Origin of the sequence: Shewanella sp. Isolate8, from assembly GCF_022398495.1 — a bacterium.
GTDB lineage: Bacteria > Pseudomonadota > Gammaproteobacteria > Enterobacterales > Shewanellaceae > Shewanella > Shewanella aquimarina.
In genome coordinates this window covers 2,067,265-2,081,033 of sequence record NZ_JAKEVI010000001.1, presented here as the reverse complement: position 1 = coordinate 2,081,033, position 13,769 = coordinate 2,067,265, and the positions used below count along the sequence as shown (strand labels likewise).

Annotated in this window: 11 protein-coding genes; 7 read left to right on the top strand and 4 right to left on the bottom strand. The window is 53.2% G+C overall.

Annotated features, from left to right (window positions below; translation table 11 throughout):
* Nucleotides 1-198 precede the first annotated feature (198 nt).
* The 3 genes from L1D43_RS09065 to L1D43_RS09055 all read right to left on the bottom strand — a co-directional run bounded on the left by L1D43_RS09065 (nt 199) and on the right by L1D43_RS09055 (nt 4,808).
* A complete protein-coding gene (locus L1D43_RS09065; protein ID WP_239850897.1) occupies nt 199-771 on the bottom strand; it encodes a hypothetical protein in 573 nt (190 codons plus the stop codon).
* Entirely contained in the window at nt 764-2,440 is a 1,677-nt protein-coding gene (locus tag L1D43_RS09060; RefSeq protein ID WP_239850896.1) for a choice-of-anchor X domain-containing protein, read from the bottom strand. Before L1D43_RS09060 ends, L1D43_RS09065 begins: the two co-directional genes overlap by 8 nt.
* A 1,078-nt stretch (nt 2,441-3,518) precedes the next feature.
* Entirely contained in the window at nt 3,519-4,808 is a 1,290-nt protein-coding gene (locus tag L1D43_RS09055; RefSeq protein ID WP_239850895.1) for an alpha/beta fold hydrolase, read from the bottom strand.
* Nucleotides 4,809-4,968: 160 nt separating this feature from the next.
* Between L1D43_RS09055 and L1D43_RS09050 the strand changes: the two genes are divergently transcribed.
* From L1D43_RS09050 to L1D43_RS09020, 7 genes are all read left to right on the top strand, one after another.
* Complete coding sequence (locus tag L1D43_RS09050) at nt 4,969-5,613, top strand: MBL fold metallo-hydrolase (RefSeq protein WP_239850894.1); 645 nt, start codon at nt 4,969-4,971, stop codon at nt 5,611-5,613.
* A 176-nt stretch (nt 5,614-5,789) separates the two neighbouring features.
* Complete coding sequence (locus L1D43_RS09045; protein ID WP_239850893.1) at nt 5,790-6,899, top strand: XdhC/CoxI family protein; 1,110 nt, start codon at nt 5,790-5,792, stop codon at nt 6,897-6,899.
* On the top strand, nt 6,896-7,657 hold the full coding sequence (locus L1D43_RS09040) for an NTP transferase domain-containing protein (RefSeq protein ID WP_239850892.1): 762 nt from the start codon (nt 6,896-6,898) through the stop codon (nt 7,655-7,657). The genes L1D43_RS09045 and L1D43_RS09040 overlap by 4 nt, the downstream gene beginning before the upstream one ends.
* 209 nt (nt 7,658-7,866) lie before the next feature.
* Entirely contained in the window at nt 7,867-8,373 is a 507-nt protein-coding gene (locus L1D43_RS09035; protein WP_011866064.1) for a (2Fe-2S)-binding protein, read from the top strand.
* Nucleotides 8,370-10,613 carry a molybdopterin cofactor-binding domain-containing protein gene (locus L1D43_RS09030; protein ID WP_239850885.1) on the top strand — a complete coding sequence of 748 codons (2,244 nt, stop codon included), beginning with the start codon at nt 8,370-8,372 and terminating at the stop codon, nt 10,611-10,613. The genes L1D43_RS09035 and L1D43_RS09030 overlap by 4 nt, the downstream gene beginning before the upstream one ends.
* Before the next feature lie 251 nt (nt 10,614-10,864).
* Nucleotides 10,865-11,359: a DUF1097 domain-containing protein gene (locus tag L1D43_RS09025; RefSeq protein WP_239850884.1), complete on the top strand. Its 495-nt coding sequence runs from the start codon at nt 10,865-10,867 to the stop codon at nt 11,357-11,359.
* Nucleotides 11,360-11,430: 71 nt separating this feature from the next.
* Nucleotides 11,431-12,879 carry a methyl-accepting chemotaxis protein gene (locus tag L1D43_RS09020; RefSeq protein ID WP_239850883.1) on the top strand — a complete coding sequence of 483 codons (1,449 nt, stop codon included), beginning with the start codon at nt 11,431-11,433 and terminating at the stop codon, nt 12,877-12,879.
* Between the two features lie 61 nt (nt 12,880-12,940).
* On the opposite strand, the gene xthA is transcribed toward L1D43_RS09020, so the two are convergent.
* Nucleotides 12,941-13,750, bottom strand: coding sequence for an exodeoxyribonuclease III (gene xthA, locus L1D43_RS09015; RefSeq protein WP_239850882.1), 810 nt, complete (start codon nt 13,748-13,750; stop codon nt 12,941-12,943).
* Nucleotides 13,751-13,769 lie beyond the last annotated feature (19 nt).

The following is a 13,769-nucleotide window of genomic DNA, read 5'->3' as shown; positions in this document are numbered from 1 at the left end:
TGCTAGAAATGCGATAGAGCGTGAACTCTAAAGCTGGGGGGGAGGAAAAATATGGTAATCAAATAAAGTATACTCTGACCCCGCATATCACTGACTCCACATATCATAATGGCTAGCCCGATTAATTTCTTTTGCGCTCTAGCGAAGGGCTTGAATGATGTTGAAGTATTGTTGGATGGTATCCATAATTTATGCGACTTATTTCTTATGCCAAAAAAGTGAGGGATCGGATGACCATGTTCCACTTTTAATATCCAGAGTTCCCCAAAATGATTCTCTAACATACACCGCAAACCGCCCATGCTTTTCTAGATCCCAGGAATCATCAGTTTCTACTTCATTGGGAAATTTATTATTGGCGTAAACACTATTAGTCCAATAATGAGGTCTAAATGGATCAAACAAGCTTCTAGTCCGTGCAACTACACTAAAATCGCTATATAAGACATTGTTGTCATCCAAATACTGTTTCGCCGCAGCAACTATCTTGCTTGGGGGCTGATAGACTCTTTTTTCAACAGGATATAACACGACAATAGACAACATGCCTATGGCCCCAAAAATCAACATATTCGGCCATTTAACAGGCCCGAAATACCAAGCGACAAGACCGGACAATATCAGCCAGATAGCAAAGCATATGTAGAGCGGCTCTAAATCCAGCAACATAGGGAAAAAAGAGACACCTGTATCCCCGGGCGCTGCACTGTAAAACAGTGCGGCGCCGAATAATAGCGAACACAACGCCTCTAACATTCTTAACTTAATCAAAATGAATGCTCCACTGTGTTGATGTGCCAAGGTTATCTTTCTTTTGATCGCTAACCTTGAGCAAATCACCGTCATAGTCATTTTGGGCTACATGTATATACATGGCTTTTCCAGTAGAAGTGACCTCATCGTCTACCACAACGGGAATGGCATTCTCGGCTGTTGAACAGCCTCGAAAGTCCCAGCAGGAATATAATTCACTGGTTGCCACATTCCTTTTAGATATAACATTGCCACCCTTTATCAAGGGATACATGGTTAATTGGTTTATTTTCAATGCCGTGTTTGATTGTAGTTTTGCAAAATCAGCTGCAGGAATGGAGAATGTAATTCTGTTAATCCCTTTCTTCAGTTCGATGTCAGGATTGCCATAGACTCCGACATGCTCGTCACCGACAGTGGTTATTGTGGCCGAATAGCCAAACTTTGCTGCCGCGGGAAGCGTATCGACCTCAAAGGATACGTCAATCATTTCGATGAAACGTCCATCCGCGCTGTCAATGGGCTCGAATGTCACATTACCTAAATAAAGTAAATCGTCTCGTTCCCAGGAATCTTGTTCAAAATATGAAGTAGTGTAAAAATTATCTTTATCTTGAATCCTCAAATAACCATAATCAAGCCAGAAATCTGAAACTGTAAATTTACCTGAATATCCTAGGCTCCTTAGTTTCTCCCCCTTAAACGTTACAAAAATTTTATTTTTTGTAGCATCCATTTTGTTCCCTGCAAAAATTTTAGTACCATCTTCGGTCTCTAACGTAACCCTATTGTAATAAAATCCTGTCGATTGAAATGGGCCTGCAGTCTCAAACTCCAATCTGAGTTCATCAATATAACCATCTTTATCTAAGTCGACCAATCTCTCATTAACACTGCCGGTAACATATACTTGTGGGAGTATAGATTTAAAGCTTTGGTCAACACTGACTTCAAACCTCTCACCGTTTAAATTAGTACCATTAATTCTGACAAGCACAGTGTACTCCCCCTCAACCTCAGGGATGAAAAAAGCATGATAACTCCCATCACTGGCTTTGAAGTCCATTCCAGCGCCATCATCTACAGCTATAATCTTGCTGACTACAACACCATCTTTCACAAACTCAAAAGAGGCTTCGGCTGTAGCCAGTGGAACGCCATCATCATACAGTTGCACATTGACAGGAAACATATTTCCTACGCTAATTGGTTTTTTATTTTGACCAACCTCGCCAACTGTTAATGCGACATTTATCTTTGATGTAGGGAATTTTATACTGATTGGGATAAGAGTTTGAGAGCCATTCGCCTTTCCTGTAATGACATAGTTACCTGAGGTAACATTATTGAGCTCTATGATAAGGCCCTTTTCTAACGAATTTACGTGTTCTTGCGGAGTCAATGGGGTAAAGAATAGAAAGTTACAATTGTAATTTGAAGCATTCTCAGAATTAATGACAACTCCACTCGGCATAATTAACTGAATATTGCTAATATTCGTATCATCAACCATAGAGATCGAAATGACAAACTTTTCAAGAGCAGGTGACATAAATGATGTTGAAAACTCACCATTTATAATCTCGCCAGACTTATTAATCTGTATGCTTTGTGGTATTGAACTAGCACTAAAAGTATTGAGTACAGCCAAGATACCTAAAAATGTACTTAAAATCAGCTTGTTCATTTCAAATTACTCCACCCAACATTCCACCAAGCACATCGTCTATGACTTGTCCATCTGTCCAGACCTGGTGCCAAGATTTCCATAAAGTACGATCGCGTAGTTCCGGCTGTTTTCCCAATTAAATAGGGTCAGAGTTAACTTATTGAGGGATTTGATTGGTGCTTGTTGGTTTTTTCATTCCCTGTATGGCGTAGTCGATGTTTGAATCGAGTTGGCCTAGCTCTGTCCTTGACTGGTGAAACTTTAATCTAATCTATAGTTGGTATTCAACATGACGCGTCATATTTTATGTGCTGTTTTCCTTAAAAATAATAGCTTATATCAACGAGAAACAGATGAAGCTAAATCGAAGAGATGTTAGATACCGAGTGCAGATACGCCGGTGACCTTCGGTTTCAGGGATGAAACCGCAGAGCGGCCAAGGCCAAAAATGTTCCCTACATTTTTTGGCATTCCCTACATCCATGTAGGTCAGAAGGCGCACAGCGTGTCACAGGCGTATCTGCACATCCGTCGCTCCTTCACATCCCTGTGATTACGATATTTGTACTTCCATGTACAGCACCCGCCGGAGCAGGCGTTAGATTGCCATGAAGGTACAACTCCCAACTCACTTAACAGATGAACAGTTACAATTACTTCTCGTAACAAATGAAGCCAAATCGAAGAGATGTTGGATACCGAGTGTAGATACGCCGGTGAGCTTCCGAAACAGGGCCGCTCTTTGACATCCATGTCAACGCGGCATTCGTGAGTCCTTTCACATCAGATGTTTCGGTAGAGCCTAAAGGGATTTATTCACGGCGTCTCACAGGCGTATCTGCACATACGTCGTTCTTTCACATCCATGTGATCACGACATTGGTACGTCCTTGTACAGCACCCGCCGGGCAGGCGTTAGATAGCCATGAAGGTACGACCTTCAAATCATCTCAACAAACGCCATCACCGCCAACGGCTAAAATAATTATGCTAGAAATGCGAAATAGCCTCGATGGACGAATCACTGGAACGAAACAGGAAATGAGCAAGAGATAGAGCAGGGAAAACGGGGCGAGCGATACGCCCCCGAGAAGATTTACCTAAGTTGTTCCCCTCGATTAATCACAATCAACCTATCCAAAATATGCTCACCATCCATACGGATGCCATTATGCTCATATTCTGAGGTTAGCCAGTATTTCAGATTACCCACCTGAGCCGCTGTCTCCAGGCTGTAATTCATCTCCACGAACATATCTTCGCTGTAGATGGCCGCGGCGACCGGTACCTGGTTGTCGGCCAGCTTGGCGGGATCGTACAGCATGGGCCAGTCGGCCTTGTCGGCCAGCAGGTGCGCCGCGTGTTTCAGCGGTTTCAGATTAGTGAACTGATCGAAGAACCAGGGGTAGACCATCTCGCCGGTAAACAGGAAGGGCTTGTCTGCCTGGTAGTTAAACTCGTTATAACTCTGTCTCACCCTGTGGGCCGCCCAGCTCGACGCGTCTTGCTGACAATAGATACTCTCGTGCAGCAGGGCGAAGATGGGGTTAGTGTTAAAGTCCAATAACTGGCAGAAGTAGGCCAAAAACAGCGGGTTGACTTGAGTGCCCTGGGCCGTCTCTATCAATGCCTGTTCCAGCAGGTAATAGACGGGCTCGCCGCCTTGCTCCATGCCTATGTTGATCCCAAGTAGTTGCAGCATCTCCACCGTGAGACGCTCGCCAGTGGCGATGCGCACCTCGTTCTGTTGCAGGTAGGCGGCCAGGCGTTTAACCAGTGCTTGCGCGTCTGGGAAACGGGCGAAGAAGTCCTGGTTCTTGGCCAGCACTCGCTTGTAGGTGGCCTGATAGACCTCATCGGCGCTGCGGGTCAGCGAAGGGATGCCGCCCGTGATATAGGCTTCATGCAGGCCATGGGGCGCATCGTTTAGGTATTTCAGCACGCAGAAGCCGCCGAAGCTTTGACCGAGTATGCTCCACTTTTCATCACCTATCAGCTGCGCGCGAATAAGCTCGGCATCCTGGATGATGCTGTCGGCGCGAAAATGGCTGAGGTAGTAGGCCTGGGCTTGTGAGTCCAGGTGCGCGAGTGAAACATAGTTGATCGGGCTCGAGAGGCCGGTGCCGCGCTGATCCAGCAGCAAGACGCGATATTCCTGCAGGGCGCGCTTTATCCAGCCGCCGTTGGCCGCGGGTCTGATGGCGCCAAAGCCCGGTCCGCCCTGGAAGTAGACCAGATAAGGCAACTGGCTGTCTTTGTGTTCTGGGGCCACGAGTTCGCGGGCGAACACCTCGATGGTTTCGCCATCCTTTGCATTGTGATCCAGTGGCAGAGAAAAAAAGTGTTTGCGGCAGTGGATGCCGGCGAGGCGTTGAAGGTCTGACATGATGGGCCTTTATTGTAAATTTTATGCGCCAGTGTGAGGCAATGGGGTACTAAATGACGCGGATAGGTTATCCTAGATCAATCTTTTTGTCAGTGCCGTTAGTGAATCCCACCGCGATCACTTAATCTATGCCGAGGTGGATGAAAGTGGAAAGAATAAGATGAAGTATCAAATTGTGCCTGTGACGCCTTTTCAGCAAAATTGCAGCATCATCTGGTGCGAAAAAACCAAGCAGGCCGCGGTGGTCGACCCCGGCGGCGACATAGAGCGCATCCAGCAGCAGCTGACGCACCATGGCCTGACCCTGGAGAAAATACTGCTGACCCATGGGCATATCGACCATGTGGGTGGCGCCAAGGCGCTGGCGGATGCCGCGGGCGTGCCCATTATTGGCCCCCATAAGGATGATGCATTTTGGCTCGAGACCCTGCCGCAACAGAGCAAGCACTTTGGTTTCATGCCGGTCGCCGCTTTTGCGCCTGCTCAGTATCTTTGCTCGGGCGATCGCGTCACCGTGGGCGAGCAGACCTTAGAGGTGCTGCATTGCCCAGGACATACGCCGGGCCACATCGTGTTCTACAGTGCGGCCGACAAGCTGGCCTGGGTGGGGGATGTGTTGTTTAAAGGCTCCATCGGCCGCACCGATTTTCCTCAGTCGAGTCATACGGATCTGATAAACTCCATCACCCAGGTGCTCTGGCCTTTGGGCCGAGAGGTGAGCTTTATTCCCGGCCATGGCCCTATCTCGACCTTCGGCGCCGAGCGGCAGCAAAACCCCTTCGTGGCGGATCAACTGCTGAACTGATCTCACTAACTGATCTTGATAATCAGGATTCTAAATGCTTGTTTTAAGACGGCGGTTCATTCGAATCGCCGTTTTTTCATTGTGAAATCTTTTGCAACGCTTTGAGTCTGTTTTTTATTTCTGTGTCTGCTAGGTTAAGGCATTAGTCCTTAATTTTGCCTAAGAGACACAGGGATATGTCACATCACATCGAAGATCTGCTCAACGCCTGGTCGGCGGCGCCCCAAGATGATTGGGTGCTGGCCGTGGTGACCCATGTGGAGGGCTCGGCCTATCGCAAGGTGGGCGCCATGATGCTGATCCACGGCATGGGTAAGAGTGTCGGCCTGGTGAGCGGCGGTTGCCTGGAGGCCGACCTGCGCCGCCGGGCCCAGAAGGTGATCCAGACGGGGCAGGCCGCCAGCGTCTGTTACGATGCTACCGACGAGGCCGATGCCAGTTATCAGCTGGGCTGTGGCGGACTCGTTCATCTCATGCTGGTGCCCCTGTGCGCTGCCAATCACTTTCTGCATTTTCAGGCGCTTAAGGCCGCGCTCGCCAGCCAGGGGCGATGCCATTATCAGTTAGATCTCATCGACGATTCGCTGTCGTTCGATTCGACTAATGCCGCGGGCTCCTCAGATTCAGTTGGCGCCCAGGTGTGGTGCAGCCAGCAGGCCCTGGATGACGCCAAGGCGGGCTGGCAACTGAGCGACTTTCCCCGCCCCGGCATTTTACAGGGCCAGTCAGTGCAGGGCGAGACTGTGCTATGTGAGTCGGTGCAAGGTGAGTCTGCGAGTTTAGTCGTTCCGCTGCGTGAGCGTCATCGCATCGCGATCTTCGGCGGCGGCCTGGACGCCCAGCCCGTGTGTCAAATAGCCCTGCAGCTGGGGTGGCGTGTTGATGTGGTCGACCGTCGCACCAGCTATGCCAGGGAGTATGACTTTGTCGGCGCCAACATCATCAAGTGTCCGGTGGCCGAGTTACCTCAGGCCTTTTGGACGCGGCTGGATGGCGCCATCGTGATGCAGCACAACCTTGAGCTTGATTCCGAGGCCCTGGCGGCGATTCATGCCAGCGGTGAGCAGCTTAAATACCTGGCGCTGCTGGGGCCTGGCCACAGACGTGACAGGGTGCTGGCCCTTGCCGGGCTCGACGCGGCAAGCTTTAACGCCTATTTCTCGGCGCCCGCCGGCCTGGCACTGGGGGGCGAGCTGCCGGCTTCGATCGCGCTTTCTATCTTGTCTGAGTGTCACGGCGTGCTGCACGGCGCCAAGCGGGTCGCCCTCAAAGAGGTGATGGCGTGAAGCCTGATACCTGTATCCAAGGTAAGGTGATGATCGCCCTGCTGGCAGCGGGGGAGAGCCGACGCTTCGGCGGGGTGAAACTGGCGCAGTCCTTAACAAATGATGATTTGGCGAGTGATGACTTAATCGCTAATGACCTAGCAAGCGCTTCGTCAGAACCTAAGCCCAATGAATCTAAGCAGCCTGTATTTTACCAGCCAGAGTTTTACTCTACAGCCAGTCCATCCCCGACGACCCTGATAGGTCATCAATATAGCGCGCTAAGCGAGGTGGCAGCCAGATTGGGCGCGAGTCTTTGTGTGATCACCGGTGCCCACCATGAGGCGGTGGCCAGTTGTCTGCCGCCATCGGCCAAGCTAGTGCATAACCCTGACTGGCTAGGGGGGCTTGGCCATTCCATCGCCGCCGCGGCTAAGGAGGCTAGGGCCCTGCGGGCCGAGACGCTACTGATTGCCCTTGGGGATCAGCTGCTGCTGGGGGCTGATGATTACCTCGGGCTGTTTCGCGCCCGCGCCCGGGCAAACACCCGGGTTTGTGCCTATTATGAGTTAACTCTGGGGGCGCCGGCGCTGTTTCATTTCGACGATTATGAGGCGCTGTCGAGTCTTAGCGGCGATCGCGGCGCCAAGGCCCTCTTGTCACGGCGCTACCAGGAGGGCAACCTCATCGCCATGGCGATGGAGAATGCCAGCGTCGATATCGATACCCGATCTCAGCTAATGGCGTATTTGGCGAGGAGCAAGGCGGGCGCCCAATGACGCAACCGACTCGAATTAATTAGATACTCGCTAAGTCGATTAAAGTTAAACCAAGCAAAGCTAAATCAAATAAAAGCGAAAACAAAACAAGCTGTTCAGATTAAAACTAAATCAAAGCAAGCTATTCAGATTAAAACTAAATCAAAGCAAGCTATTCAGATTAAAGCAAGGCCGTTAACCATAGCTTATTGGTCAACAAGGAGAAACTGATGTCCCAATCGAAACTTGGACTCAAGATAAACGGAAAAGACTACACCTTAGATGCCGATCCCAATATGCCAGTGCTCTGGGCCATCAGAGATCTCCTGGGGCTGACTGGCACCAAATATGGCTGCGGCGCCGGTCTCTGTGGCGCCTGCACCATACATGTCGATGGCGAGCCCGCCAGGGCCTGTCTGACCAGCCTAAAGCAGGTGCAGGGCAAGCAGGTGACCACCATAGAGGGGCTGGCGGCCGATGGCCTCAAGCAGGCCTGGCGCGACAATAATGTGCCCCAGTGCGGCTACTGTCAGGCGGGGCAATTGATGTCGGCGGCGGCGCTGCTGAGTCAATATCCGCAGCCAAACGATGCTCAGATAGAGGAGGCCATGGTGGGCAACCTGTGTCGCTGCGGCACCTATACCCGCATCAAGGCGGCGATCAAACAGGCGAGCGGCACATCGGCTCAGCTTGATCTGAATGAAAGGGAGCAGAGCTTAAGGGAGATTGAGGCATGAGTCAGTTCAGCGCGGTACAAAATTTCAGTCGCCGGGACGTATTAAAGCTGTTCGGCGCGGCTGGTGGCGGTCTGGCCCTCGGTGGCAGCGGTCTCGCCTGGAGCCCGATGGCGCTGGCGCAAGACGGCGAGGCGCGCCTCAACCTGTTTATCGCCATCGGCGAGGATGACAGGGTCTACCTCACCTGTCACCGATCCGAGATGGGGCAGGGGATCCGCACCGGCATTCCTCAGGTGTTGGCGGACGAGCTGGGCGCCGATTGGGACAAGGTTGTAGTGGTGCAGGGGCTGGCCGATAAGCGTTACGGCAGTCAGAACACGGATGGCTCCCGCAGCATACGCAAGGGTTTCGACAAGATGCGTGAGATGGGCGCCATGGCGCGTACCATGCTGGAGCAGGCCGCGGCCGAGCGCTTGAAGGTGCCGGTAGCCGAGCTGAGCACAGCCGATAACAAGGTCACTCACTCGGCCTCTGGCCGCAGCCTCAGCTTCGGCGAGCTGGCGATGGCGGCGGCCAAGTTGCCGCTGCCTGAGGTGACTGGGCTTAAGCTTAAGTCCGCCAAGGCCTTTACCCATATCGGCAAGGGGCACACCATAGTGGATATGGAGGCGATTTTAGACGGCAGCGCCGAGTATGGTTACGATATCCAGCTGGAAAACATGCTCTATGCCAGCATAGTGCGCCCACCTGTGCTGGGCAGCAAGGTGGACAAGCTCGATGATAAGGCGGCACGCGCCGTCGCCGGTGTGGTGGATGTTATTACCCTGCCGGGACATCAGGGCGCGCCGAGCTTTCAACCGCTGGGCGGCGTCGCCGTGCTGGCCACCAACTCCTGGAGTGCACTTGAGGGTCGTAAGGCACTCGCCATCAGCTGGAGTGACTCGGCAAATGATGGTCATGACTCCGGCGCCTATCTGGCGCAGCTTAAGCAGGCGGTGCAAAAGCCTGGTAAGGCGGTGAGACAACAGGGGGAGCAGAGCCAGAGCTGGCCGGCGGATAAGACGATAGAGGCGGTCTACAGTGTGCCTTATCTGGCCCATGCCATGATGGAGCCGCCGGCGGCCGCCGCGAGTGTCACCGATAAGGGCGCCGAGATCTGGGCATCGACCCAGACGCCACAGAGTGCCCAGGGTAATGTGGCCGCCGCCTTGGGGCTGAAGGCAGAGCAGGTGACAGTGCATGTGACTCTGCTGGGGGGCGGCTTTGGTCGCAAGTCTAAGCCAGATTTCTGCGTCGAGGCGGCGCTGCTGTCTCGCCAAGCGGGCCAGCCGATCAAGGTGTGCTGGAGCCGGGAAGATGAGCTGCAAAATGGTTACCTGCACGCCATCAGTGCCCAGTATTTCAAGGCCAGGATGGGCGACAAGGGGGTCGAGGCCATGTTGCAGCGCACCGGCTTCCCCAGTATCAGTTCGACCTTCGCCGAGGGGGTGGATGAACCCAGCGCCTCCGAGCTGGATCTGGGTTTCGTCGATGTGCCACTGGCGATCGACAGCCTGCGCTGCGAGTCGGTGAAGGCCAGCGCCCATACCCGTATCGGCTGGATGCGCTCGGTGTGCAACATTCAACATGGCTTCGGCATCGGGGTGTTTGTCGATGAGCTGGCGAGCAAACGCGGCCTGGATACCTTTACCATGTGGCGCGAGCTATTAGGCAAGGACAGACAAGAGACCTTTAGCGATCAAAAGTTTAACTACGGCAACTATGGTGAGACCCTGGCCCGTCACCCAGTGGACACCGCCCGTTATAAAGGGGTGATCTCAGCGGTGGAGCAGAAGGTGAAGCAGCTGCCTAAGCCCAAGGCGGGACAAGGCTGGGGCTTCGCGGTGCATCGCAGCTTTACCGCCTATGTGGCGGCTGCAAGCCTGGTGGAGGTGAGCGAGGATAAGCAGCTTAAGGTGCTCAAGACGATTATCGCCATCGACGCCGGTACCCTGGTCAATCCCGACCGGGTGGCCTCTCAGCTCGAAGGCGCCGTGATGTTTGGCCTCAGTATCGCCCTGATGGGGCGCATTAGCTTTAAGGATGGCCGGGTGGAGCAGTCTAATTTTCATGACTATCCGCTGCTGCGACTGAGTCAATGCCCCGAGATAGAGACCATCTTAGTGCCATCTATGGCGCCGCCCGCCGGGGTGGGCGAGCCGGGTGTGCCGCCCATCGCGCCCAGTATCGTCAACGCTATCTTTGCGGCCAGTGGCACGCGCATTCGCGATCTGCCTCTGAGCGATTATTTCAAGATCTAGTCGCTACCTTTAGATACGCTTTAAACCATTAGAGCCAGTCGTTATATCGACTGGCTTTTTTATCACCACGCTCATGCCTTTGCTATTTTTATTCCATTACTAAGCATTATTTTGTTCTTTTACTACAAATATTGGCGGTGTATCAATTTAATAACATTTAATCCGGTTTATTTGGCCTAGATCCTGTTTTTGTCATTCGTTTTGGAGTAATTTAACCAAAAATAATATTCCAATGTAATGAGGGGTCATACATGGAAAATCGTATGCAGGTCGCATTATCTGCAGGGCTGCTTGCTGCCGTTTGGGCAGGGGTCGCCGATGCATTTCACTTAGTCACTTGGGTTGGCTTTCTCGCATGTAGCACCTTCTTCGCTCAGCCAAAGACGGGTTTTCAAGGGGTGTTAATGACTTGGTTCACTAATCTCTCCGGCGTGTTCTGGGCCTGGGTGGTGATCTCCGGTGGTAGCTATTTCGATACGCCGCTCGTGGGTTATCTGCTGACGGGTATCGTCACCAGCCTGATGTGTCTGCAAGCCAGCTATCAGCGACTCGCCTTTATTCCTGGCGCCTTCATCGGCTGCTGCATCACCTTCGCCCTGGGCGGCGATCTGGCGGCCATCCTGCCGCCGCTGGTTATCGGCGCGCTCCTGGGTTATGCCATGACGCTACTGACGGGGCAGATGGTGGCCTTTACCGCTAAGACCATACCCGCCATAAAGTTACGCCTAATCAAGGCTCAAGAATAAAAATTGTGCTTAACTTGATTTGGTAGAACCAAAGAAATCGTCAATTTAGTCTGATAAACAAGTGGGTTTCCATGAAAGCTATCCAGTTTAGAAAGATAGATGCCTTGCTGATCAAACTCAGCCTTAACGGTAAATTTTGGGTGGTCTGCTCTATGGTGACGGCCATTACCCTGACCATCGCCTTGCTGAACTTAAATGCCGCCAACAATCAATTGCACGCCGGCTCGGCGGCCCGGGTACAGGCGAGCGTCGATGCCTATGCCAAGGTGGCGAGTCAGATGGGCTTAAGCGGTGAGGCGCTGGGGCGTTTTGCCCAGGACAACGGCCTGAGACTGGCATCGAGCGACGAGCAATCGCGCCGAGGCGACAACGTGACCGCCAGTGCACCGGTCGCGGGGCAATATTTGCAGCTGAGCCAGGATGTCACCGCCTGGGAGGCCGAGGGCAAGAGCGATGCCTGGTGGATGCTGTGGGTCGCCTTGATTGCCCTCTATCCTCTGTATCAGCTGAGTTACTGGATCTCCACCTCCTTGGGCGGTGGCCTGTGGGACATGTATATCGCCATTAAGCGTTTGGCCGACGGCGATCTCTCCTTCAGGCTCAATTTCTTCGGTAAGGATGACTTTAGCCTTATCGCCCGCGAGATCGACAGAAACGCGGACAACATGAGCGAGATGGTCAAGGCCATAGGCAATAACGCCCAGACGCTGGCCAATGCCTCCGATGAGTTTAATCTGCAGGCGAAACAGAACGATGAGCTGGCGCAGTTCCAGCATCAGTTTCTCGATACCGTCGCCGTGGCGATGGATCAGATGACCGCCGCCATCGAAGAGGTGTCCCATAATGCGGCTAACACCTCAGATCACACCAAGCAAAATGCAACGGCCGCGGCCGACAGCAAGCAGCGTATCGCCGAGGCGGTACGTCGTATCGGCCAGTTGACTGGCCAGATAGATGCGGCCTCCAGCGCTGTGGACCAGCTGTCGGGCAATGCCACTGAGATTGGCGCCGTGGTCACCACCATCAACGGCATCTCTGAGCAGACTAACCTGTTGGCGCTCAATGCGGCCATCGAGGCGGCGCGCGCCGGCGAGCAGGGCAGAGGCTTTGCCGTGGTGGCCGATGAGGTGCGTACCCTGGCCGGACGCACTCAGCAGGCGACGGTGGAGATCCAGTCGATGATCGAAGGCCTGCAATCTGGCTCGGGCCAGTTGGCCGATATCACCCATGAGATTGTGGAGCAGGCCGAGCTCGGCCGGTCCGCTATCGAGTCGGTCGGCAGCGACGTCGATACCATGGCCGATTCTATCGATCAGGTGTTCGATATGAGTTCGCAAATTGCCGCCTCGGCGGAAGAGCAGAGCGTGTCGGCGAGGGATATCGCCTCTCAGCTCAACGAGATCCGTGACCAGTCCCAGACCATCAAGGAGACCGCCGAGCGATCTGTGGTGCTGGCCAGTGAGTTGCAACAATCCTCGGCCGAGCTGGATGGGATCCTGTCACAGTACCGCTTGCAGTAGTTAAAGGCTGCGATACCCAATAAAAAAGGCGCTCGTGGCGCCTTTTTTATTGCTGACTGAATTAGTCTTGGAAGCTGCTCCAGATGGGCGCATGATCCGACGGTTTCTCGATACCGCGCAGATCATAGTCTACATCAGATTCGGTCAGGCGCTCCGCCAGAGAGGGGGTCGCCAGGATCACGTCGATGCGCAGGCCACGGTTGTCATCGAAGCCCTTGCTGCGATAGTCGAACCAGGAGTAGCGCTCGCTGCGTGCCGGATGCAGCTGACGGAAGGTGTCAATCAGCCCCCAGTCCAGCAGGGTTTGCAGCCACTGACGCTCTTCGGGCTGGAAGCTGCACTTGCCTGTTTTCAACCAACGCTTGGCGTTGGCCTCGCCAATGCCGATATCCAGATCGATAGGCGAGATGTTGATGTCGCCAATGATGGCGATATCTTCATCCGGGCTGTGATGCAGCTGCAGATACTGCATCAGATCCTGGTAGAACTTGCGCTTGGCCGGATACTTGGTCTCATGGCTGATGTTCTCGCCCTGGGGAAAGTAGCCGTTAAGTACCGTCAGTTGACGGCCGTTGGCCTGGGTAAAGGTACCCATGATCATTCGGCGCTGTGCCTCCTCATCATCTGTGGGGAAACCTTTCTGAATCTTGACCGGGGTCTGCTTAGAGAGCATGGCGACGCCATAGTGGGCCTTGCCGCCATGGTAGTGCACCTGATAGCCCATGGCCTCCACTTCGGCCAGCGGAAAGGCCTCGTCGTGCACCTTGGTCTCCTGCAGGCCAATGATATCCGGGCTGTGAGTGTCGATCAGCGCCTGTAGCTGATGCAGTCTGGCCCTGAGACCATTGATGTTAAATGAAACTATTTTCAAGAGCTTGCTTCCTAATTTT